The sequence below is a fragment of the Mycobacterium sp. genome, from assembly GCF_004298145.1.
Classification (GTDB): domain Bacteria; phylum Actinomycetota; class Actinomycetes; order Mycobacteriales; family Mycobacteriaceae; genus Mycobacterium.
Window position 1 is genome coordinate 13,446 of the sequence record NZ_SCRH01000006.1, and the last position, 21,733, is coordinate 35,178.

A 21,733-nucleotide genomic window follows, 5' to 3' on the forward strand; every position below is an offset into this window, starting at 1 on the left:
GGTTCACGAAACCTACGGTACCGTAACCTACGGTGTCGTAGCTAGCGCTGCGGCCTGGAATACCTCACATTCGACGTCACATCAGCTCCAGCAAAAACGGCAGCTCCTGGTTGGCGTACCAGGCCAAATCGTGGTCTTGCGCATCGCCGACGATCAGGTCGGCGTCCTCATCGCCCAGATCGGCGGCGTCGACGGCCTCGACCGCCCTCGCCACCGCCTCTTCGGCCCCGGCGTTGTCGACGTAGGCGGCGATGACGTCCTCGATCGGGACCGGCCCGGGCAGTCGGACCACGGCGTCGTCGAGGTCGGGACGGTACGTGAGATCGTCCACGTCGGCGGCCAGCACCGCGCGCCGGGGCGGCAGGGACTCCGAAGGCGCTTCAGCTGCTTCCGCCCCCGTGGCGGCCAGTAAACGCAGCGACGCCAGCGCCGCCTCGCGCAGTGCCACGTCGGCGAGCTCGTCGTCATCGCCCTCGGCGTAGGCCTCGCGCAACGTCGGCGTCAGCGCGAACGCCGTGCCGTTGACCGGCCGCACCGAGCCGTCGGCCACGAGCTGCTGCAACATGGCCAGCGTGACGGGGATATAGACGACCGTCATGGCTGCGCCGCTCTTGCGATCGCCACGGGCCGATGGTGGCGACCCGCCGCGACCGGCTGCGCCGCTCTTGCGATCGCCACGGCTAGATCAGCGTGGCCGCGTAGTCGTCGACATACGTCGACAGCTCACGCGGCGGCCGCCGGTAGTTCCCACTCACGACGGGATGCCGCGGCAGCTTGACCTTGGGCGCCTCGACATCGCGGTAGGAGATCGTGGACAACAAATGGGCCATCATGTTCAGCCGGGCGTGTTTCTTGATATCCGATTCCACGACATACCACGGGCTCGCCGGGGTATCGGTGTGCACCATCATCTCGTCCTTCGCGCGTGAGTAATCCTCCCACCGGTATACCGATTCCAGGTCGATCGGGCTCAGTTTCCATCGCCGGACCGGGTCATCCAGGCGCGCCTTGAACCGCCGCAGTTGTTCGGTGTCGGAGACCGAGAACCAATACTTGCGCAGCAGTAACCCGTCATCGATGAGCATCTGCTCGAAGACCGGCGTCTGCCGCAAAAACAGCGCATGCTCTTGCGGCGTGCAGAATCCCATGACTTTCTCGATGCCCGCCCGGTTGTACCACGACCGGTCGAACAGCACGATCTCACCTTTGGTGGGCAAGTGGGCGATGTAGCGCTGGTAATACCACTGCCCGCGTTCGCGATCCGTCGGCATCGGCAACGCGGCGACGCGCGCGACCCGCGGGCTCAGGTATTCGGTGATCCGTTTGATGGCACCGCCCTTGCCGGCGGCGTCACGACCCTCGAAGATCACCACCAGCCGCGCCCCGGAATGTCGCACCCACTCTTGCAGCTTCACCAATTCCGTTTGCAGCCGGAACAATTCGGCTTCGTAGACGGCGTCAGAAATCTTGGGCGCGGTTGGCTTCACAGGACGAATGATAGCCGTACGCAGGGGTTTTCACCGCCGACTAGGACCGGGAAGCCTCCAGCAGTTCCTCGAGAGCTTGGTTCAGCAGTCCCGGCAGCAGCTCGACATCGCTCATGGCTTCGCGGTCGGCATTGATTCCGTAATAGAGCATGCCGTTATACGACGTCACGCCGATCGCCAGCGCCTGGTTGTGCAGCAGCGGCGGCACCGCGTAGGTTTCCAGCAACTTGGTGCCGGCGACGTACATCTGCGACTGGGCTCCGGGCGCGTTGGTGATCAGCAGGTTGAACGTGCGCTTGGAGAAGCTCGGGAAATTGGTCGCGACCCGGATTCCCATGGCGTGCAGCGTCGGCGGTGCGAAGCCCGATAACGTGACAATGGTCCGGGCGTCCACCAGATGGGCGGCCGTCGCGTTGGACTCGGTGGCGTGCGCGATCTGCGAGAGCCGCACCACGGCGTTCGGCTCCCCCACCGGCAGGTCGACCAGGAACGGCATGACCTGGCTGATCGCCTGACCGGGGCCGCTCGTGTCGAGGTCGCCCTCGGCGTACACCGACAGCGGCGCCATCGCCCGCACCGTCGCGGTCGACGACACCGCCACCCCGCGCGACATCAGCCAGTTGCCCAGGGCGCCGGCGATCACGGCGAGCACCACGTCGTTGACGTCGCAGTCGTAGCGGGCCCGCACGGCGCGGTAATCCTCGAGGCTGCCGGTGGCGACGGTGAACCGGCGATGACGCGAAACGGTGGCATTGAGCGGGCTGCTGGGCGCGTCGCCCCGGGCCAGGTTGCGCACGAGATCAAACGCCCAACGGCCGGCGTCGACAAGCTCGCCGTAGTTCGTCACCAGGCCGCCGATCGCGGACCCGACGGCGTGCAGCTGCGCGCTCGGGCCCACCAGCCACTCGCCGATCGCGCCCAGGACCAGCCGGGTGGTGCCCGGGTCGCGTTCCGGTATCCAGATGTCTTCGGGAGCCGGCGGCGGGCGTCTCGTCCGATCGCTGATGACGTGGTTGATTTCCAGCGCCGCCATACCGTTGATCAGCGCTTGATGCGATTTGGTGTAGAGGGCGACCCGGTTCTTGGACAGGCCCTCGACCAGGTACATCTCCCACAGCGGCCGCGACTTGTCCAGCGGCCGCGCGGCCAGCCGCGCAATCAGCTCATGCAGTTGCCCGTCGCTGCCCGGCGAGGGCAGCGCCGAGCGCCGCACGTGATAGGTGATGTCGAAGTCGTTGTCGTCGATCCACACCGGCCGGGCCGACCCGACCCGTACCTCGCGGACTTTCTGCCGGTAGCGCGGAACCTGGGGCAGCCGCTGCTCGACGGTGGCCAGCAGCGTCTCATAACTCAGGCCGGCACGCGGACGGCGCAGGATGGCCAGCGAGCCGACGTACATGGGGGTGGCGGTGTTTTCCAGCCGATAGAACGACGCATCCGGCGGGGACAACCGGGTCACCATACGGCGCAGTCCTCCTCGTCGATTCATCGCCCTGTCGCCTCAAGCGATGTCTCGCCCACGGTAATCGTCCGGTCCGGGCGCACATCAGCATGGGCACGCGCAATCGGAGAGTTGTGCCATGATGACCACTGACTAACCAGTGTCTGCCCTCTCTCCAGCAGGCTTCCGGTCCGGCCGAAGAGTTGGAGAGTGCACGTTGAACACTAGTCCCATCGCGATTCCATCTGACGCTTTCACCGTCATACCGGTCGTCGACTACGAGCCGGAAACCCAAGGCGTGCCACGCACCGTGCCGCAGTGCCGGCGGTCCTCGCGCACCCCGTCACGCGGCCGCAGCGGCCACGCCGCGCCCCGGCCCTACACCGGGCAACCCAGCAGAGCGCCGGTCCCGGATTCCGGCCGGGTCATGTCCGCGCGGATGCACCAGGCGGCGATGTTCGCCGACGCCGCGCTGCGCCGCGTGCTGGAGGTCATCGACCGCCGCCGGCCGGCCGCCCAGCTGAATCCGCTGCTGGCGCCCAACCTGGTGGATTCTGTTGTCGCGCTTGGGCGTTCGGCGGCCGGACAGGCGCCCGGTTACGCGGGTGCCGCGGTATTGCGCCGCATGCGGTTGCAGCCGGCGGGTCACCGCGACCCCGAGGCCGCGGCCGAGGTCTTCGGCTCCTACAGCCGCGGGAGCCGGGTGCACGCCATCGCGTGCCGGGTGGAGCAGGTCAGTGTCGCGAGCGGGACCCGATGGATGGTGGTGGCCCTGCACATCGGGTGACCGCGCCGGTCAGTTCGCCGCGCCGGCCGGCCGCGGGCCGCCGGTGTAGCGGGTCACCACCGGCCCCACGATCGCCATCACGAAAACGTAGGACGTCGCCAGTGCCGCGACGGCGGGCAGCGACTTGCCAGCCAATCCGATGATGATCAACGAGAATTCGCCCCGGGCGATCAGCGCGGTGCCCGCGCGCAACTGGCCGCGCCGCGCCACCCCGTCGTGCCGGGCGGCGAAGATCCCGGTGGCCACCTTGGTCGCCGCGGTCACCGCGGCAAGCATCAGTGCCGCGGGAAGCATCGGAATCAGCTCCTGCGGATCCACCGCGTACCCGATCGCCAGGAAGAAAGTGGCGGCGAACAAATCGCGCAGCGGGCCCAATACCTGGCGGGCGCGCTCGGCCGTTTCCCCGGTCAATGTCAGGCCCACCAGGAACGCGCCCACGGCGGCCGAGATGTGCAGGGATTCGGCCAGTGCCGCCACGATCAGCGTGATTCCCAGCACCCGCAGCATCAGTTGTTCGGAGTCGGGATGTTCGACCAGCCGGTCCATGTGGTGGCCCCAGCGGTAGGAGACGGCGAACGCCACCACCAGCGCGCCCACCGCCACCACCATGCCGCCGACGGCCTGCAGCCAGCCGCCGCCCGCCGCCAGGACGGCGAACAGCGGCAGGTAGGCGGCCATCGCGAAGTCCTCGAGCACCAACACCGACAGCACCGCCGGCGTTTCCCGGTTGCCCAGCCGTTGCAAGTCCTCGAGCAGCCGTGCGATGACGCCCGACGACGAGATGTAGGTGACGCCGGCCAGGCCCAGGATGGCCACGCCGTCCAATCCCAGAATCCAGCCGGCGATCGCGCCGGGCGCGGCGTTCAGGACGATGTCGACGGCCGCGGACGGCAGGTGGTGGCGCATGCTGCTGGAGAACTCGGCCGCCGAGAACTCGCACCCCAGGGTGAGCAGCAGCAGCACGACGCCGATGGGCGCGCTGGTGGTGATGAACTCCCCGCCCGCCGCCATCGGCAGGATCCCGCCATTGCCCAGCGACAGACCCGCCAGCAAATACACGGGTATGGGCGACAACGCGAATCGGCGTACGGCGCCGCCCAATACGGCCAGCGTGGCGAGAAGGACGCCGAGTTGTAGCAACAGCGTCCCCGAGATTTGCACCGGCTCAACCTTTGTCGATAATTTGCTCGACGCTGGCGATGCCGTCTTCGGTGCCGATCACGATCAGAACATCCCGGGCATGCAGCACCTCCGCGGGGCCCGGTGAGGCGAGCACTTGCTCGTTGCGCACGATAGCGACGATGGACGCCCCGGTGCGGGTGCGGGCGCGGGTGTCTCCCAGCGGATGGTCCACGAAGGGGCTGCCGGGCAGGATGTGCACCTGCCCCGTCTCGAGCCCGGGTATCTCTCGGGCCAGCTCGGTGAACCGCTCGGCGATCCGGGGCGCCCCCAGGATCTGGGCCACGGCCTCGGCCTCCTGGTCGCTGAGGTGCAGCAGCGGCCGGGCCTCGTCAGGATCCTCGCGGGTATAGATGACGATGTCGAAATCGCCGCTGCGCCGCGCGATGATGCCGATGCGATCGCCGTTGCGATCGGTGAATTCGTAGCGAAGACCGACCCCGGGCAGCAACACCTCCTTGACATCCATGCCGTCAATCCTGACAGGTCGCGGGGCGCGCCGTCGGCGGACCGCCGCGCCTACTCAGAAGTTAGTGCAGCTCCGCCGGTTGGGTCGGGTCCCGGCGCGGCCGGTGTCCCAGCGGCAGCAGCATCGGCACCCGGCGACGGTAGTCGCGGTACTGGTCACCCAGCGCCTCGATCAAGTCGTGCTCTTCCAGATGGGTGGCGACCAGGATGTAGCCCGTCATGGCGACCGAGAAGAGCAGGTGCCCGGCCGTCATGGTGGGCACCGCCCAGAAGACGATGACGAAACCGAACATCAGCGGGTGACGCATCAGCCGGTAGAGCATCCGAGCGTGAAAACCTACGTGCGTGTACGGTTTTCCGCGCCACGCCAGATACACCTGGCGAAGGCCGAACAGGTCGAAGTGGCTGACCATGAACGTCGCGGCCAGCGCGATCGCCCAGCCGAGCCAGAACAACGTCCACAGCACCAGGCGCCCCGCCGGCAGCCGCACCTCCCAGATGACGGCCGGCATCGTCCGCCATTGCCAGTAGAGCAGCGCCAGCACGACGCTGGACAGCAACACGTAGGTGCTGCGCTCTATCGACGCCGGCACGAATCGTATCCACCATGTCTTGAACGACGGCCGCGCCATGATGCTGTGCTGGACGGCGAACACGGCCAGCAGCGCGATGTTGATCAATACGGCCTGACCGATGGGCGATGAGAGCCCGTGATCGACGGTTCGCGGCACCCAGAAGTTTCCCAGGAAAGCCACGAGATAAAGGAATGCGGCCAGAAAGAGCAGGTAAGCGGCGGCGCCGTAGCCGACGATCAAGAATCGCTTCATTAGCTGATTGTGCACCTCATCGGTGCTTTTGAACATGGGGCGGATGCCTCATTTTCGGCCGTGGTCGACACGTTTTCGGCCGCGCCCTCGAGTTAGCTGGGAACCGGGTTCACCAGCCCGTGCTGCAGCGCGTACATGCCGGCGCCGATACGGATGCGGCCTGAATCCGGCGCCGAATGTGCGGCCTGCCGCACCTTCGGTGCCGAGTGTGCGACCAGCCGCACACTCGAGTGGAAGATCGGCTCGCTAGCGCCGCTTCACCGATTTGGGCGGCTTGGCGCCACGGCCCTGTTGGCGCGCCGCCGCGCGCCGCTCGCGGCGGCTGGCACCGGCGGGGGCCCCGACCGGTGTCTTCGCGTCGCCGCCGTTGCGCTGCACCTGCGCCGAGCCGTCCTCCGACGGGCCGGAATACGTGAGCGCCGGTGCCTGGCTATCAATACCCTTGGCGCGCAACGTACTTGGGACGTCTTCGCGCACGGCCGTCGTCGTGCCGCCCTGCTGAGCGGCCGCGGCGGTCGCGAATTCCTCCAGCCCTTCGGGCGCCTGGACCGGGGCGACCTGCGGGGAGGGCACCGCCTCGACGGTGACGTTGAACAAGAATCCGACCGACTCCTCTTTCATGCCGTCGAGCATGGCCATGAACATGTCGTAGCCCTCGCGCTGGTACTCGACCAGCGGATCGCGCTGCGCCATCGCGCGCAGCCCGATACCCTCCTTGAGGTAGTCCATCTCGTAGAGGTGCTCGCGCCATTTACGGTCGATGACGTTGAGCAGCACGTTGCGCTCCAGCTGACGCATCGCGCCCTCGCCCGCGATCTCCTCGAGCTCTGATTCCCTTGCGGTATAAGCGTTTTCGGCGTCTTTACGCAGCTCGTCGAGCAGCTCCTCGCGGGTGAGGTCGTCGCGCTCGGAGTCGGCGTCGAAATGCGTCAGCGTCGCATGGTCGATGCCGACCGGGTACAGCGTCTTCAGCGCCGTCCACAGGGCGTCCAGATCCCAATCCTCCGCGTAGCCGTCGGTCGTCGCACCGTCGACGTAGGCGGTGACGACATCGCGGACCATGTCCAGCGCCTGCTCCTTGAGGTTCTCGCCCTCCAGGATGCGGCGGCGCTCGGCATAGATCACCTTGCGCTGCTGGTTCATCACCTCGTCGTACTTGAGGACGTTTTTGCGGACCTCGAAGTTCTGCTGCTCCACCTGCGTCTGGGCGCTCTTGATCGCCCGGGTGACCATCTTGGCCTCAATCGGCACGTCGTCGGGCAGGTTCAGCCGGTTGAGCATCGACTCGAGCGCGGCGCCGTTGAAGCGGCGCATGAGCTCGTCGCCCAGCGACAGGTAAAACCGCGACTCGCCCGGGTCGCCCTGGCGGCCGGAACGGCCGCGCAACTGGTTGTCGATGCGCCGCGACTCGTGCCGCTCGGTGCCCAGCACGTACAGACCACCGGCCTCGATCACCTCTTCGGCCTCGTTGCTGGCCTCCTCCTTGACCTTGGGCAGTTCGGCGTGCCAGGCCTCCTCGTACTCGTCGGGCGTCTCCACCGGATCGAGGCCGCGCTCACGCAGCCGCAGGTCGGTGAGGAAGTCGACGTTGCCGCCCAGCACGATGTCGGTGCCCCGACCGGCCATGTTGGTGGCCACGGTGACGCCGCCGCGCCGGCCGGCCACCGCGATGATGGTCGCTTCCTGCTCGTGGAACTTCGCGTTGAGCACGTTGTGCGGGACGCGGCGCTTCTGGAACTGCCGCGACAGATACTCCGAGCGCTCCACGCTGGTGGTACCGATCAGCACCGGCTGGCCCTTTTCGTAGCGCTCGACGACGTCGTCGACCACGGCGATGTACTTGGCTTCCTCGGTCTTGTAGATCAGGTCGGACTGGTCGGCACGGACCATCGGCTTGTTGGTCGGGATGGGCACCACGCCCAGCTTGTAGATCTCGTGCAGCTCGGCCGCCTCGGTCTGGGCGGTACCGGTCATCCCGGCGAGCTTGTCGTAGAGCCGGAAGTAATTCTGCAGCGTGATGGTGGCCAGCGTCTGGTTCTCCGCCTTGATCTCGACATGCTCCTTGGCCTCGATGGCCTGGTGCATGCCCTCGTTGTAGCGGCGGCCGTAGAGCACCCGACCGGTGAACTCGTCGACGATGAGGACCTCGCCGTCGCGCACGATGTAGTCCTTGTCGCGGTTGAACAGCTCCTTGGCCTTCAGCGCGTTGCTGAGGTAGCTGACCAGCGGCGAGTTGGCGGCCTCGTAGAGGTTGTCGATGCCGAGCTGGTCCTCGACGAACTCCACCCCGAGCTCGTGCACGCCGACGGTGCGTTTGCGCAGGTCGACCTCGTAGTGGGTGTCCTTTTCCATCAGCGGCGCCAACCGGGCGAACTCGGTGTACCAGTTGGAGGCGCCGTCGGCGGGGCCGGAGATGATCAGCGGGGTGCGGGCCTCGTCAATCAGGATGGAGTCGACCTCGTCGACGATCGCGAAGTTGTGTCCGCGCTGGACCAGATCGTCGAGCGAATGCGCCATGTTGTCGCGCAGGTAATCGAACCCGAATTCGTTGTTGGTGCCGTAGGTGATGTCGGCGTTGTAGGCCACCCGGCGCTCGTCGGGGGTCATCTGGGCAAGGATCACGCCGACGTCCAGGCCGAGGAACCGGTGCACGCGGCCCATCCACTCGCTGTCACGTTTGGCCAGGTAGTCGTTGACGGTGACGACGTGCACGCCCTTGCCGCCGATGCCGTTCAGATAGGCCGGCAGCACCGAGGTCAGCGTCTTGCCCTCACCGGTCTTCATCTCGGCGACATTGCCGAAGTGCAGCGCCGCCGCGCCCATCAGCTGCACGTCGAACGGCCGCTGGTCGAGCACCCGCCAGGCCGCCTCCCGGGCCACCGCGAAGGCCTCGGGCAGCAGGTCGTCGAGGCTTTCGCCGTCGGCGTGCCGCTTCTTGAACTCGTCGGTCTTGGCTCGCAACTCGGCGTCGGTGAGCTTCTCGATCTCGTCGGACAAGGTGTTGACGTAGTCAGCCACCCGCTTGAGACGCTTGAGCATGCGACCTTCGCCAAGGCGCAGCAACTTCGACAGCACAGCTATGTCCTCTACGGATCGGAGTCTTTGGCGACACCCATCCTAGGTGACGTCGCTCTTTGGACGCCGAACGTCGACTTGGTGCGCCAGTTTGGCTGGAATCCCGCAGTAAGTCGACGTTCGGCGGGATAACGGGATCAGCCCAGTCGGATCAGCCCGTAGTCATAGGCGTGCCGCCGATAGACCACGCACGGCCGTTCGGTGTGCTTGTCGTGGAACAAGAAGAAGTCGTGCCCGACGAGCTCCATCTCGTAGAGCGCGTCGTCGACCGTCATCGGCGTGGCCGGATGCTCCTTGGTCCGCACGATCCGTCCGGGTTCGTGGCCTGACTCCACGCCGTCGTGCTCGGCCGGCACCTCGGACGCGCCGCGCGCCGGTTCGGGCGGCGGCACCGCGGTGGCGGCTGCCAGCGAGACCGGCGTCTTGTCGCCGTAGTGGACCTTACGGCGGTCCTTGACCCGGCGCAGCCGGCTCTCCAGTTTGTCGACCGCGGACTCGAACGCCGCGTAGAAACTCTTGGCGCAGGCCTCCGCCCGGCTCACCGGGCCGCGGCCGCGGGCAGTGATCTCCACGCGTTGACAGGATTTGCGCTGCCGCCGGTTGGGCGCGTGCTTGAGCTCGACATCGAAAAGGTAGATGGAGCGATCGAACCGCTCGAGGCGGGCGAGTTTTTGCGAGACGTAAAGACGGTAATGATCGGGGATTTCTACGTTGCGGCCCTTGAACACAACTTCGGCGGTGGCTGTCGGTTGGGCTTGCCCATCGGTAGTGGAAGACGGTTGGTCCAGAATCTGACCGGAATCCACGGATAGCCTTGACATACGTGACAACTCGTTTCTCTTTACACGTCGCACGCGCCCTGCGTGCCCGGCTGGCTAATGCGCCGACGAGGTGAGAGCGGTTCGAGACTGGCTACCGCCGCAGGCTGCCCGCCGGTGCAAGGTGTCGATTACTCACCCCCTTCCCGCAAGTGGGCCTCAACCTGGAAATATGCCGACCAGTGAGTCATGAACGTTGTTTTCGACGTTAGCTCGTGTTCGCCTACCGATGCCACTAATTTCGCCGAGCTGTTGCGTGTTCTTCACAACCTCTTGGCCGGTTCACGGGTTTGGCGGAGCCGCGGCCGATTCACACGGCCGCGATCGCCAGCACCGCGGCGACCCGAACCCCCGCGGCGTGCAGGACGCGCACCGACTCTCGCGCCGTCGCCCCGGTGGTGACGATGTCATCGATGACCATGACGTCGGCGCGCGGCGGCCGGCCCCGCAGCACGACCCGGCCGGTGATGTTGCGTTCGCGCGCCGCGGTGCCCAGGCCCACCGAGTCGCGGGTTAGTGCCTTGATACGCAATACCTTGGCGACCGCGATTTCCGGATGCTGCGCCACCGCGGCGCGCGCCAGCTGGTTGACCGGGTCGCCGCCGCGCCGGCGCGCGGCCGAGCGCCGGGTCGGCGCGGGCACGATGGTCAGCGGGGTCTCGACGATCCCCCACGACAGCAGCCGGTGCACCCCGACGGCCAGCGCGCTCGCCAGCGGTGCGACGAGATCGGCGCGACCGTGTTCTTTGAGTGCCAGGATCGCCTGCCGGCGGGCGTTGGCGTAGCGGCCGAGCGCGAACACCGGGACCTCGGGGTCGATGCGCGGGTTCACCACATGCGGCTGATCGGCGGCCACCGACAGCTCGGCGGCGCACGCTTCGCACCAGCGGGACGACGGCGCCCCACAGCCGCCGCATTCGGCCGGCAGGAACAGGTCGAGCATGGCACCCAGTGTGGTGGTTGGGGGTGACATGCCCGAGCGCCACTAACCCGACGGTGGCGACCCGCTGCACCCGGCTACACCGCCCTGGCGATCGCCACTAACCCGGCGGTGGCGACCCGCTGCACCCGGCTACACCACCCTGGCGATCGCCACTAACCCGGCAGTACCGGCGCCGCCCCCGGCATCGTCAACCCGGGCACCTGCGACCAGCCCTGCTGACCATCGGCCGACGGCGAATACTGCAGCACCCCTTCGGGACCCGCGACGTAGGCCGTGGACGGACTGGCCACCACCGTCGTCACCGGCATCTGCAGGCCACGCGCCGGCGCGTCGGAATTCACGCCGTCGATGTTCACATACGAGACCGGATGGTTGGCGTCGGTGCGGGTCACCACGATGTCGTCGCCGGTGCGCCAGGACAGCGACACCACCGAATTGCCCAACCCGAAGCCCAGCCGGCGGGGATACGTCAGGGCGTACTGCCCGGCCTGGGTCTGCTCGACGCTGGCGAGAATCACCTGGCCGCCGATCACCAACGCGGCGCGCGTGCTGTCGCGGGACAGCTGCAGGTCGGTGATCGGCCCCGGGAAGCGGGTGGCCACCGCCACCGAATCCACCGGAATACGCGCGGGTTGCCCCGACGCCGGCTCCTGGATCGCCCGCAGCACGTTGTTGCCGTCGACCACCACCCAGACCACGTCGTCCAGCGACCAGGTGGGCCGCGACAGGCTGTGTCCGTCGGCGGACTGCACCGCCTCCGCGCCCAGATCACCGATCCACAACGAAGCGGCCATGTCCGGAGCGCCGCGGTGCAACGTCACCACGGACGCCACCTCCCGGCCGCTGCGCGACAGCGCGGCGCCGGTCTGGTCGCCCATGCGCCCGAACGCGCCGGGCACCATCGTGGTGTGCTGCCCGTCCAGCGACACCAGTGAGCCGTTCACCAGGGCATGCAGCCCGGCGCCCGCGCCGTCGGCGACCCCGGGGTCGGTGGCGGCGACATCGGAGGTGGTCCACCCGTCGCGGAACCGGTCGTCCAGCGGCGCGCCGTCGGCGCTGATCACGTACGGGCCCCTGATATCGGCCCGGGCGAGGGTCCAAATGATCTGCGCCGCAACCAATTGCCGACTGTGCGGGTCGGTGGTGGAAAGCTTCTCCAAATCGACGCGCGCGCCGCCGTAACCGCGCCCGATCCCGTTCTTGCCGCCGTCGGCCCGGGTCACCGGCCCGCGCAGCCGCAGCGGCGGCGCGAGCAGATTGCGGACCGTGCGGGCCATCTCGGGCCGCGGCCCGGCGATCAGCTTGGAGACCAGCTCGGTGGCCAACTGGTCGTGGTCGGGCACCGCGACGTAACGCGGATCGGGAACCACCGTCTTGCCGGTCGGATCGGCGAAGTAGAGCGTGTTGCGTTTGTAGGTCGCCTGAAACTGCTGCCAGTCCAGGAACACCCCGTTGGGCAAGCGGTCGATCCGCCAGCCGCCGGAAGTCTTGACCAATTCGATCGGCCCCGGGTCGGGCAGCACGCCCTCGGCGGTCTCGAACACCCCCATGTCGGACAGCGAGCCCAGGATGTCCGCTCGCATGGTTGCCGAAACACGTTCGGCCGCACGCGTTTCGACGAACACGACATGGTCGATCAACAGCGCGCTACCGGCGTCGTCCCAGGCGTTGGACGCCGACTGGGTGAGAAACTGCCGGGCGGCCAGGTGCCGGTTCGCCGGATCGGCTGTGGCCTTGAGGAATTCGCGCAGCAGCACGTCGGGGTCCATGCCCGGGGTCGGCTTGGGCAGGTTCGACGGCGCCGGCCGCTCGACGGTGCCGATCGCCTGCGGCGCCGACGAGCTGGGCACCCCGGCGCAGCCGGCGAGCAGCACGGCCAGCATCAGCAGGCCCAACAGGCGCCGCATCACAGGGTCCTCTCGGCGTGCTCACGCTGGAGCTGCGAGCGTTCCTTGCGCTCGGGTCCACCGGCCTGCGGGGCGGGTTGCGGAATCGGCTTCATGGGCAGCGGGCTGGTGGTGACCTTGTGACCGCGCACCAGCGGAAGCGTCAACCGGAAGCACGAACCGTCGCCCGGTTCGCCCCACGCCTCCAGCCGGCCCTGGTGCAGCCGCGCGTCCTCGATGCTGATCGCCAGGCCGAGCCCGGTGCCGCCGGACCGGCGAACCCGCGAGGGGTCCGCACGCCAGAACCGGCTGAACACCAGCTTCTCCTCACCCGGCCGCAACCCGACCCCGTAGTCGCGCACGGTGACGGCGACCGTGTCCTCGTCGGCGGCCATCCGGATCTTGACCGGTTTGTGCTCGGCGTGGTCGATGGCGTTGGCGATCAGGTTGCGCAGGATCCGTTCCACCCGGCGGGTATCGACCTCGGCGATCACCTCTTCGGTCGGCAGGTCCACCTGCAGTTCGATGCCGGCGTCTTCGGCCAGATGCCCCACATTGCCCAGCGCGCTGCGCACGGTGGTGCGCAGGTCGACAGCCTCGACGGACAGCTCGGCGACGCCGGCGTCGTGCCGGGAGATCTCCAGCAGGTCGTTGAGCAGCGACTCGAAGCGGTCCAGCTCGTTGACCATCAGCTCGGTGGAGCGCGCCAGCGTCGGGTCGAGGTCCGCGCTGTGGTCGTAGATCAGGTCGGCGGCCATGCGCACCGTGGTCAGCGGGGTGCGCAGCTCATGGCTCACGTCAGAAGTGAAGCGGCGCTGCAGGTTACCGAACTCCTCCAGCTGGGTGATCTGACGCGACAGGCTTTCGGCCATGTCGTTGAACGACATCGCCAGCCGCGCCATGTCGTCCTCGCCGCGCACCGGCATACGTTCCGACAGGTGCCCTTCGGCGAACCGTTCGGCGATGCGCGACGCCGAGCGCACCGGCACCACGACCTGGCGCGACACCAGCAGAGCGATCCCGGCGAGCAACACCAGCAGCACCGCGCCGCCGGTGATCATGGTGCCGCGCACCAGCTGGATGGTGGCCTGTTCGTTCTTCAACGGGAAGATCAGGTACAGCTCCAGGTTGGCCACCTGCGAGGACGCCGGGGTGCCGACGATCAGCGCCGGCCCCGAGAACCCATCGGTGTGCACGGTCGCGTACTGGTAGGACGCCTGACCGGCCTTGACGAAGCCGCGCAAGGAATTGGGCACCTGGTCGACGGGTCCGGCCGTGGTCGCGGCGCGCGGGCCGTCGCCCGGCACCATCAGCACCGCGTCGAACGCGCCGGCCATCCCGGCGCCGGAGGCCGGATCGGTCTTGGAGGTCAGCGTGTTGCGGGCCAGCTGGAGGCTGCTGTCCAGCGAGCGCGCCTCTTCGCCGTTGACGATCCCACCGACGGTGGTGCGCGCCCGGTCGATCTGCTCGATCGCGGCCTTGACCTTGACGTCGAGCACGCGATTGGTGACCTGACTGGTCAACACGAAGCCGAGCGCCAGGATGACCGCCAGCGACAGCCCGAGCGTCAGCGCTACGACCCGCAACTGCAACGAGCGGCGCCACGCTACGGCTACGGCGCGACTCACGGCCCCCACGCCGCGAGTCATGGGGCCGGAGCGCCCCCAGCGGCTCCGAGTGCGTCGCCGGGAGCCCCAGATCACCGCCGGCGCTCTCCCCCGCGAGCGGGAGATACCCCCACCCTGACGCGACGCTCTACAACGTCGCCCCTGGTCACGGAGGTCCGGCCTTGTAACCCACTCCTCGAACGGTCAACACCACGGTCGGGTTCTCAGGGTCTTTCTCAACCTTGGCCCGCAGACGCTGGACGTGCACGTTCACCAGGCGTGTATCCGCCGGGTGACGATAGCCCCACACCTGTTCGAGCAGCACATCACGAGTAAACACCTGACGCGGTTTGCGCGCCAACGCCACCAGCAAGTCGAACTCCAGCGGGGTCAGGGAGATCTGCTCGCCGTTGCGCGTGACCTTGTGCGCCGGCACGTCGATCTCGACGTCGGCGATGGACAGCATCTCGGCGGGCTCGTCGTCGTTGCGCCGCAGCCGCGCCCGCACCCGGGCCACCAGCTCCTTGGGCTTGAACGGCTTCATGATGTAGTCGTCGGCACCCGACTCGAGGCCCAGGACCACATCGACGGTGTCGGTCTTGGCGGTCAGCATCACGATCGGCACGCCCGAATCGGCGCGCAGCACCCGGCACACGTCGATGCCATTCATGCCAGGCAACATCAGGTCCAACAACACCAGATCGGGGCGCAGTTCGCGCACCGCAGTCAGGGCCTGGGTGCCGTCACCGATGACCGCAGTGTCGAAACCCTCCCCACGAAGCACGATGGTGAGCATCTCGGCTAGCGAAGCGTCGTCATCGACGACCAAAATCCTTTGCCTCATGGAGTCCATGGTGTCACCAGATCGGGACAAATTTGGGGCGCCACACGGGCGTTTCTTCTTCGATAGGGCCAAATCGTGACAAATCTGTGCTATCTGGCCGCCAAAGTGGCGGCCAGACGACCCGGATCGACATCTTTGTCGACGACCAGCCAACGGCCTCCCCAGCCCGCGGACGCCAGTTCGGCGTAGACCGCGCCCGTGCGTTGCTGAAGCCCGTCGTCGCGTTCGTAACTGTCGCGCGCCCGGCCCGGATCGGCTTCGGCCCGGCTGCGCGCGCGCTGCCCGGCCAGTTCGGCCGACACCGCCAGCAGCACCTGCCAGTCCGGCGCGGGCAGCCCCAATCGCTGGTATTCGAGCCCGTGCACCCAGGCGACCGCCGGCCCGGCCGCGTCCTGGTGCAGGCGGGCGGCGGTGTAGGCCGCGTTGGAGGCGACGTAGCGATCCATGATCACGACGTCGTGGTCGCGGCGCAGCCCCTCGATGTGCTCGACCGCGGCGGCGCGGTCGAGTGCGAAGAGGGTTGCCATCGCGTAGACCGACGACGCCAGGTCCCCGTGCTCGCCGTGCAGGGCCTCGGCCGCGATGTCGGCCGTCACCGATTGCCCGTACCGCGGGAAGGCCAGCATGGCCACCGACCTCCCGACCGCGTCAAACGCCGTGCGCAGCCCTTCGGACAGCGTCCGCTTGCCGGCGCCGTCGACGCCTTCGATCGCGATCAGCACGGCGCGAGCCTAGCGCCCGCCGAATGTGCGGCGGGCCGCCCCCTCGCCGCCGAATGTGCGGCTGTCCGCACACTCGGCGACCGGCGCGGGGCTCAGTAGCGGTAGTGGTCCGGCTTGTAGGGGCCGTCGACGTCGACGCCGATGTATTCGGCTTGCTCCTTGGTCAGCTTGGTCAGCTCACCGCCGAGCGCTTCCACGTGGATGCGGGCCACCTTCTCGTCGAGGTGTTTGGGCAGCCGGTAGACCTCGTTGTCGTACTCGTCGTTCTTGGTCCACAGCTCGATCTGGGCGATGACCTGGTTGGAGAAGCTATTGCTCATCACGAACGACGGGTGACCCGTCGCATTGCCGAGGTTGAGCAGCCGGCCCTCGGACAGCACGATGATGGACTTGCCGGTGTCGGGGAAGGTCCACAGGTCGACCTGCGGGCGGATGTTCGTCTTGGTGGCACCGGATTTCTCCAGCCTGGCGATCTGGATCTCGTTGTCGAAGTGGCCGATGTTGCCCAAGATCGCCTTGTCCTTCATGGCCTTCATGTGCTCGAGGGTGATGATGTCCTTGTTGCCGGTGGTGGTGATGACGATGTCGGCCTCGCCGATCACGTCGTCCACCCGCTTGACGTCAAAGCCCTCCATCAGCGCCTGCAGGGCGTTGATCGGGTCGATCTCGGTCACCGTCACCCGGGCGCCCTGGCCGGCCACCGACTCGGCGGAGCCCTTGCCGACGTCGCCGTAACCGCAGATCAGCACCTTCTTGCCGCCGATCAGGACGTCGGTGCCGCGGTTGATGCCGTCGATCAGCGAGTGCCGGCAACCATACTTGTTGTCGAACTTGGACTTGGTGACCGAGTCGTTGACGTTGATCGCCGGGAACGCCAGGTCGCCGGCCGCGGCGAACTGGTAGAGCCGCAGCACGCCGGTGGTGGTCTCCTCGGAAACACCCTTGATCGACTCGGAGATCTTGGTCCACTTGTCCTTGTCGGTCTCGAAGCGCTCGCGCAGCAGATTGAGGAACACCCGGTGCTCGGCCGAGTCGTCTTCCTCGTCGGGCGGCACCACGCCGGCCTTCTCGTACTGCGCGCCGCGCAGCACCAGCATGGTGGCGTCGCCGCCGTCGTCGAGGATCATGTTCGCGGGCTCGCCCGGCCAGGTCAGCACCTGCTCGGCGGCCCACCAGTACTCCTCGAGCGTCTCGCCCTTCCACGCGTACACCGGAACACCCTTCGGCTCCTCCGGGGTGCCGTGCGGGCCGACGACCACCGCGGCGGCCGCGTGGTCCTGGGTGGAGAAGATATTGCAGGACGCCCAGCGCACCTCGGCGCCCAGCGACACCAGCGTCTCGATCAGCACCGCGGTCTGAACGGTCATGTGCAGCGAACCGGAGACGCGTGCGCCCTTGAGCGGCTGGACGTCGTGGTACTCACGGCGCAGCGACATCAGACCCGGCATCTCCTGCTCGGAGAGCTCGATGTCCCGGCGACCGTAGTCCGCCAACGACAAATCGGCGACCTTGAAGTCGATGCCGTTTCGAACGTCGGGGGTGAGTGCGCTTTCGGTCGTCGTCATGACTTCTTCTTCCTTTTTTCTGCCGTCTGGGGGGGTTCGCTCGGATCCAAGCGGTAATTAGCTTAGGTATGTTCTTGGGCCACTGTAGTCGTGCTCCCGGGCGCCGCACGGCCCAGGGAACGATCAGGGAACGCTGATGACGCCGTGACGCTCGGCGAACGGCGTCATCAACCGGGCCAGGTCGGCGGCCACGTCGTGGTCGGCCTCGGGAGGCATCGACACGTAGCTCAAAGCCAGCCGCACGATGGCACGCGCCAGCACCCCGGCGTCCTCGTCGCTGGTGGCCACCCAGCTGTGCGTGAGCGCCGTGGTCAGCCGTTCGGAGGCCCGCGTGATGATGGGCGCGCTGTCGGTGGTGATGATCTGCAGCAGGTCCGGTTTGGCGACACCGGTCAGCAGCGAGACCACCAACGGATCGGCCGACAATTCGGTGAACAGGTCGCGGAAGCCCTGCAGGAATGCCTCATAGATGTCGCCGACGTGGGCTCCGAGCGCGGCGTTGACGGCGTCGACCAGGCGGTCGGCCAGGCGCACGCCGTACCCCTGCGCCAGCCCCTGCCGTGAGCCGAACTCGTTGTAGATGGTCTGCCGGCTGATACCCGCGGTGCGGGCGACGTCGGACAGGGTGATCGCCGACCAGTCCCTGGCCAACAGCAGATCCCGCATCGCATCCAGGACCGAGTCACGCAGCAGGACACGCGACGCCTCGGCGTACGGCATCCGCTTCACAGGCGCGACAATAGCCGTTTGGGCCCCGGAATCTGCCTTTTCCCTACGGTCCGCGGCACCCATTGCGGTCACGAACGGGCGATCTCCACCATCTCGAAGTCGGTTTTCGCCGCGCCACAGTCCGGGCAGCTCCAGTCCCCCGGGATCTCATCCCAGCGGGTTCCGGGCGCGATGCCGTCCTCCGGCCAGCCCTTGGCCTCGTCGTATTCGAATCCGCACTGCACGCAGATGAAGAGCTTATAGTCCTCGCTCATCGCTTCACTCCTATCGGGCTGTCGCGGTTTGGAAATCGACCTTCTCGCGCACCGCGCAATCGGGGCAGCACCAGTCGTCGGGGATGTCAGCGAAGGGCGTGCCCGGCCGAAAGCCTTCCCGCGGAGCACCTTTCGTCTCGTCGTAGGTGTAGTCGCAGCCGGGGCAGCGGTAAACGGTCATGCCGGGATCTCCTGGACCCCGTAGCGCGCCCGTAGTTTCTCGCGCAGCCGCGGCGCGACGTTGACCCGGGTGATGTCGCCGTCGTAGTGCGCCAGCACCCGGTGGTCCATCACCTTGCGCCACAGCGGCGGGAAGTAGGTGAGCGAGATCATCGACGCGTACCCGCTGGGCAGGTTGGGCGAGCCGTCCAGGCTGCGCAGTGTCTGGTAGCGCCGGGTCGGGTTGGCGTGGTGATCACTGTGCCGCTGCAGGTGATACAGGAACAGGTTGGTCACCACGTGGTCGGAGTTCCAGCTGTGCGCCGGGGTGCACCGCTCGTAGCGGCCGCTCGAGTTCTGCTGCCGCAGCAGGCCGTAATGCTCCAGGTAGTTGACCGACTCGAGCAGGCTGAAGCCGAAGACCGCCTGGATGATCACGAACGGGATCAACGCCGGCCCGAAGACCGCGATCAGGATCCCCCACAACACCAGCGACATGGCCCACGCGTTGAGCACGTCATTGGACGGGTAGGTGGCGGGATTCCAGGGACTCTTGTCCAGCCGGCGAATCCGTTGCGCTTCCAGCCGCAGTGACGAGCGCAAGCTTCCGAAGACGCTGCGCGGCAAGAACTCCCAAAAGGTCTCCCCGAAGCGCGACGACGCGGGATCCTCCGGGGTGGCCACCCGCACGTGGTGACCGCGGTTGTGCTCGATGTAGAAGTGCCCGTAGCAGGTCTGCGCGAGGGTGAGCTTGGACAGCCAGCGCTCCAGCGAGTCCTTCTTGTGGCCCATCTCGTGCGCGGTGTTGATGCCGACGCCGCCGAGCACGCCGACCGAGAGCGCGAGGCCCAGCTTGCCGGCCCAGCCGAGCGCGCCGCCTGGGCCTGTCTCGAAGCCCAGCCAGCTCAGGTCCGACGCGGTGAACAGGTAGGCGCCCAGAACCACGCTGAGGTATTGGAACGGGATGTAGACATAGGTGCAGTAGCGGTAGTACTTATCGTTCTCCAGCTGCTCCATCACCTCGTCGGGCGGGTTTTGCCCGTCGGGCCCGAAGCGCAGGTCCAGGATCGGCAGCAGGACCCAGAGCAGGATCGGCCCGATCCACAGCGGCACCTGCGCGGCGGCATGCCAACCGAGCCGGTTCAACCCCCAGATGAGCGGCAGCATCACGAACAGCGCCGTCGGGGCGATCAGGCCCATCAGCCACAGGCGACGCTTCTTGTCCCGCCAGGCGGGGGCGCCGGTCTCCCGGTTCACCTGCGGTTCGAGTGTCGTCATACGCCAAACCTCCTTGTGAGTCACACCACGTTGAGGTTGGACAATACCGACGTCTACGTCTTCTGTCTAGACAAATAATGCTAATTTGTAAACGGCCCGCTGTTACGGCACCGGGCTGTGGGGATCGGCCTCCAGCGAGGCGTTGCGCTCGGGCTCCACCGATTCCCGGCGGCCCTGCACCGAATGCCGGTAGCCGTAGCCGGCGTAGATCGCCGTGCCGACCACCAACCAGACGCCGAATCGGACCCAGGTGAGCGCGGTGAGGTTGAGCATCAGCCACAGGCACGCGGCGATCGAGGCGATCGGAAGGACCGGCACCCACGGCGCCTTGAAGCCGCGCTTCAGGTCCGGCCTGGTCCGGCGCAGGACGATCACGCCGGCGGAGACCAGGACGAAGGCGAACAGCGTCCCGACGTTGACCATCTCCTCGAGCTTGGTGATGGGGAACACCGACGCGGTCACGGCCACCACCAGGGCGACCACCACGGTGATCCGCACCGGGGTCCCCCGCGCGCCGGTCTTGGCCAGCGACCGCGGCAACAGCCCGTCGCGCGCCATCGCGAACAGCACCCGGCACTGGCCGAGCATCAACACCATCACGACCGTGGTCAATCCCGCCAGCGCGCCGATCGAGATGATCTTGCTGGCCCAATGAATGCCGTTCGCGGTGAAGGCCGTCGCCAGATTCGCTTGGCCGCGGCCCGGAACCGTTTTGAGTTCCGTGTAGGACACCATGCCGGACAGCACGATCGCGACCGCGACGTAGAGCACGGTCACGATGCCCAGCGACGCCAGGATCCCGCGGGGGACGTCGCGCTGCGGATTCTTGGTCTCCTCGGCCATGGTGGCCACGATGTCGAAACCGATGAACGCGAAGAAGACGATGGATGCCCCCGCCAACAGGCCGTACCAGCCGTAGTGACTGCTGTGCGCCCCGGTCAGCAACGACAGCACCGACTGGTCGATGCCGTTGGCCTCGTGACTCGCCTCCGGCTTGGGGATGAACGGCGTGTAGTTGGCCCGCTTGATGTAGAAGGCGCCGACCACCACGACGAACAGCACGACCGACACCTTGATCGCGGTGACCACCGCGGAGAACCTCGACGACAACTTGGTGCCCAACGCGATCAGCGTCGCCACCCCCGCGACGATCACCAGCGCGCCCCAGTCCACCTGGGCCGAACCGAATCCGACTGTGCCACCGCCAAACCCGAACACCGTACCCAGATAGCTCGACCAACCCTTGGCCACCACGGCGGCACCGATCGCCAATTCCAGCAGCAGGTTCCAGCCGATGATCCAGGCCAAGAACTCCCCGAAAGTCGCGTAGGAGAAGGTGTAGGCGCTACCGGCCACCGGCAGCGTCGAGGCGAACTCGGCGTAACACAGCGCCGCCAGCGCGCACGTCCCCGCCGCGATCACGAACGACAACCAGATGGCCGGACCGGTGATGTCGCCGGTCGTCGACGCGGTGACCGTGAAGATGCCGGCGCCGATCACCACCGCGACACCGAAGACGACCAGGTCCCACCAGGTGAGGTCCTTGCGCAGCTTCGTGCCCGGCTCGTCGGTGTCGGCGATTGATTGTTCCACCGACTTCGTGCGCCATCGATTGGCCATGCAACCGCCCTTTCCCAACGCCGGGAGCCATTGGTCCGACACAG

The 21,733-nt window shown here is 67.3% G+C and carries 20 protein-coding genes; 1 reads left to right on the forward strand and 19 read right to left on the reverse strand.

Annotation, left to right across the window (positions count from 1 at the left end):
* Positions 1 to 76: 76 nt before the first annotated feature.
* The 3 genes from EPN51_RS02015 to EPN51_RS02025 all read right to left on the reverse strand — a co-directional run bounded on the left by EPN51_RS02015 (position 77) and on the right by EPN51_RS02025 (position 2,949).
* Positions 77 to 598 carry a hypothetical protein gene (locus tag EPN51_RS02015; protein WP_293035479.1) on the reverse strand — a complete coding sequence of 174 codons (522 nt, stop codon included), beginning with the start codon at positions 596 to 598 and terminating at the stop codon, positions 77 to 79.
* Positions 599 to 680: 82 nt separating this feature from the next.
* Positions 681 to 1,487 carry a polyphosphate kinase 2 gene (gene ppk2, locus EPN51_RS02020; protein WP_293035481.1) on the reverse strand — a complete coding sequence of 269 codons (807 nt, stop codon included), beginning with the start codon at positions 1,485 to 1,487 and terminating at the stop codon, positions 681 to 683.
* Between the two features lie 40 nt (positions 1,488 to 1,527).
* Complete coding sequence (locus EPN51_RS02025) at positions 1,528 to 2,949, reverse strand: wax ester/triacylglycerol synthase family O-acyltransferase (RefSeq protein WP_293035771.1); 1,422 nt, start codon at positions 2,947 to 2,949, stop codon at positions 1,528 to 1,530.
* Between the two features lie 196 nt (positions 2,950 to 3,145).
* Between EPN51_RS02025 and EPN51_RS02030 the strand changes: the two genes are divergently transcribed.
* Positions 3,146 to 3,715: an Rv3235 family protein gene (locus tag EPN51_RS02030; RefSeq protein WP_293035483.1), complete on the forward strand. Its 570-nt coding sequence runs from the start codon at positions 3,146 to 3,148 to the stop codon at positions 3,713 to 3,715.
* A 9-nt stretch (positions 3,716 to 3,724) separates the two neighbouring features.
* On the opposite strand, the gene EPN51_RS02035 is transcribed toward EPN51_RS02030, so the two are convergent.
* The 16 genes from EPN51_RS02035 to EPN51_RS02110 all read right to left on the reverse strand — a co-directional run bounded on the left by EPN51_RS02035 (position 3,725) and on the right by EPN51_RS02110 (position 21,689).
* Positions 3,725 to 4,876, reverse strand: coding sequence for a cation:proton antiporter (locus EPN51_RS02035; protein WP_293035485.1), 1,152 nt, complete (start codon positions 4,874 to 4,876; stop codon positions 3,725 to 3,727).
* A gap of 4 nt (positions 4,877 to 4,880) precedes the next feature.
* On the reverse strand, positions 4,881 to 5,363 hold the full coding sequence (locus EPN51_RS02040) for a cation:proton antiporter regulatory subunit (RefSeq protein WP_293035487.1): 483 nt from the start codon (positions 5,361 to 5,363) through the stop codon (positions 4,881 to 4,883).
* A gap of 61 nt (positions 5,364 to 5,424) precedes the next feature.
* Positions 5,425 to 6,189, reverse strand: coding sequence for a methanethiol S-methyltransferase (gene mddA / locus EPN51_RS02045; RefSeq protein WP_293035489.1), 765 nt, complete (start codon positions 6,187 to 6,189; stop codon positions 5,425 to 5,427).
* A gap of 246 nt (positions 6,190 to 6,435) precedes the next feature.
* The gene (gene secA, locus EPN51_RS02050) at positions 6,436 to 9,264 is read right to left on the reverse strand and encodes a preprotein translocase subunit SecA (protein WP_293035491.1); all 2,829 of its coding nucleotides are present in this window, start codon (positions 9,262 to 9,264) and stop codon (positions 6,436 to 6,438) included.
* Between the two features lie 137 nt (positions 9,265 to 9,401).
* Complete coding sequence (gene raiA, locus EPN51_RS02055; protein ID WP_293035775.1) at positions 9,402 to 10,070, reverse strand: ribosome-associated translation inhibitor RaiA; 669 nt, start codon at positions 10,068 to 10,070, stop codon at positions 9,402 to 9,404.
* A gap of 322 nt (positions 10,071 to 10,392) precedes the next feature.
* Positions 10,393 to 11,025, reverse strand: coding sequence for a ComF family protein (locus tag EPN51_RS02060; protein WP_293035778.1), 633 nt, complete (start codon positions 11,023 to 11,025; stop codon positions 10,393 to 10,395).
* A gap of 152 nt (positions 11,026 to 11,177) precedes the next feature.
* Positions 11,178 to 12,932: an MtrAB system accessory lipoprotein LpqB gene (lpqB, locus tag EPN51_RS02065; RefSeq protein WP_293035493.1), complete on the reverse strand. Its 1,755-nt coding sequence runs from the start codon at positions 12,930 to 12,932 to the stop codon at positions 11,178 to 11,180.
* Complete coding sequence (gene mtrB / locus EPN51_RS02070; RefSeq protein ID WP_293035495.1) at positions 12,932 to 14,614, reverse strand: MtrAB system histidine kinase MtrB; 1,683 nt, start codon at positions 14,612 to 14,614, stop codon at positions 12,932 to 12,934. Before mtrB ends, lpqB begins: the two co-directional genes overlap by 1 nt.
* A 70-nt stretch (positions 14,615 to 14,684) precedes the next feature.
* Positions 14,685 to 15,371, reverse strand: a complete 687-nt coding sequence (gene mtrA / locus EPN51_RS02075) for a two-component system response regulator MtrA (RefSeq protein WP_007168097.1) — start codon at positions 15,369 to 15,371, stop codon at positions 14,685 to 14,687.
* A gap of 80 nt (positions 15,372 to 15,451) precedes the next feature.
* Complete coding sequence (locus tag EPN51_RS02080) at positions 15,452 to 16,084, reverse strand: dTMP kinase (protein ID WP_293035583.1); 633 nt, start codon at positions 16,082 to 16,084, stop codon at positions 15,452 to 15,454.
* A gap of 92 nt (positions 16,085 to 16,176) precedes the next feature.
* The gene (ahcY, locus tag EPN51_RS02085) at positions 16,177 to 17,649 is read right to left on the reverse strand and encodes an adenosylhomocysteinase (RefSeq protein WP_293035585.1); all 1,473 of its coding nucleotides are present in this window, start codon (positions 17,647 to 17,649) and stop codon (positions 16,177 to 16,179) included.
* A gap of 123 nt (positions 17,650 to 17,772) precedes the next feature.
* Positions 17,773 to 18,369: a TetR family transcriptional regulator gene (locus EPN51_RS02090; protein WP_293035780.1), complete on the reverse strand. Its 597-nt coding sequence runs from the start codon at positions 18,367 to 18,369 to the stop codon at positions 17,773 to 17,775.
* 77 nt (positions 18,370 to 18,446) lie between these two features.
* On the reverse strand, positions 18,447 to 18,632 hold the full coding sequence (locus EPN51_RS02095; RefSeq protein WP_293035587.1) for a rubredoxin: 186 nt from the start codon (positions 18,630 to 18,632) through the stop codon (positions 18,447 to 18,449).
* 10 nt (positions 18,633 to 18,642) lie between these two features.
* Positions 18,643 to 18,813 (reverse strand): rubredoxin, encoded by a 171-nt coding sequence (locus EPN51_RS02100; RefSeq protein WP_293035589.1) that lies wholly within the window; start codon positions 18,811 to 18,813, stop codon positions 18,643 to 18,645.
* Positions 18,810 to 20,069: an alkane 1-monooxygenase gene (locus EPN51_RS02105; protein WP_293035591.1), complete on the reverse strand. Its 1,260-nt coding sequence runs from the start codon at positions 20,067 to 20,069 to the stop codon at positions 18,810 to 18,812. Before EPN51_RS02105 ends, EPN51_RS02100 begins: the two co-directional genes overlap by 4 nt.
* A gap of 102 nt (positions 20,070 to 20,171) precedes the next feature.
* The gene (locus EPN51_RS02110; RefSeq protein WP_293035593.1) at positions 20,172 to 21,689 is read right to left on the reverse strand and encodes an amino acid permease; all 1,518 of its coding nucleotides are present in this window, start codon (positions 21,687 to 21,689) and stop codon (positions 20,172 to 20,174) included.
* Positions 21,690 to 21,733 lie beyond the last annotated feature (44 nt).

What these genes read in the sequence shown, in the direction of transcription:
- EPN51_RS02015 (WP_293035479.1), bottom strand. Translation starts at nt 598, where the DNA reads ATGACGGTCGTCTATATCCCCGTCACGCTGGCCATGTTGCAGCAGCTC.
- EPN51_RS02025 (WP_293035771.1), bottom strand. Translation starts at nt 2,949, where the DNA reads ATGGTGACCCGGTTGTCCCCGCCGGATGCGTCGTTCTATCGGCTGGAA.
- EPN51_RS02040 (WP_293035487.1), bottom strand. Translation starts at nt 5,363, where the DNA reads ATGGATGTCAAGGAGGTGTTGCTGCCCGGGGTCGGTCTTCGCTACGAA.
- mddA (WP_293035489.1), bottom strand. Translation starts at nt 6,189, where the DNA reads ATGAAGCGATTCTTGATCGTCGGCTACGGCGCCGCCGCTTACCTGCTC.
- EPN51_RS02060 (WP_293035778.1), bottom strand. Translation starts at nt 11,025, where the DNA reads ATGCTCGACCTGTTCCTGCCGGCCGAATGCGGCGGCTGTGGGGCGCCG.
- lpqB (WP_293035493.1), bottom strand. Translation starts at nt 12,932, where the DNA reads ATGCGGCGCCTGTTGGGCCTGCTGATGCTGGCCGTGCTGCTCGCCGGC.
- mtrA (WP_007168097.1), bottom strand. Translation starts at nt 15,371, where the DNA reads ATGGACTCCATGAGGCAAAGGATTTTGGTCGTCGATGACGACGCTTCG.
- ahcY (WP_293035585.1), bottom strand. Translation starts at nt 17,649, where the DNA reads ATGACGACGACCGAAAGCGCACTCACCCCCGACGTTCGAAACGGCATC.
- EPN51_RS02090 (WP_293035780.1), bottom strand. Translation starts at nt 18,369, where the DNA reads ATGCCGTACGCCGAGGCGTCGCGTGTCCTGCTGCGTGACTCGGTCCTG.
- EPN51_RS02095 (WP_293035587.1), bottom strand. Translation starts at nt 18,632, where the DNA reads ATGAGCGAGGACTATAAGCTCTTCATCTGCGTGCAGTGCGGATTCGAA.
- EPN51_RS02100 (WP_293035589.1), bottom strand. Translation starts at nt 18,813, where the DNA reads ATGACCGTTTACCGCTGCCCCGGCTGCGACTACACCTACGACGAGACG.
- EPN51_RS02105 (WP_293035591.1), bottom strand. Translation starts at nt 20,069, where the DNA reads ATGACGACACTCGAACCGCAGGTGAACCGGGAGACCGGCGCCCCCGCC.
- EPN51_RS02110 (WP_293035593.1), bottom strand. Translation starts at nt 21,689, where the DNA reads ATGGCCAATCGATGGCGCACGAAGTCGGTGGAACAATCAATCGCCGAC.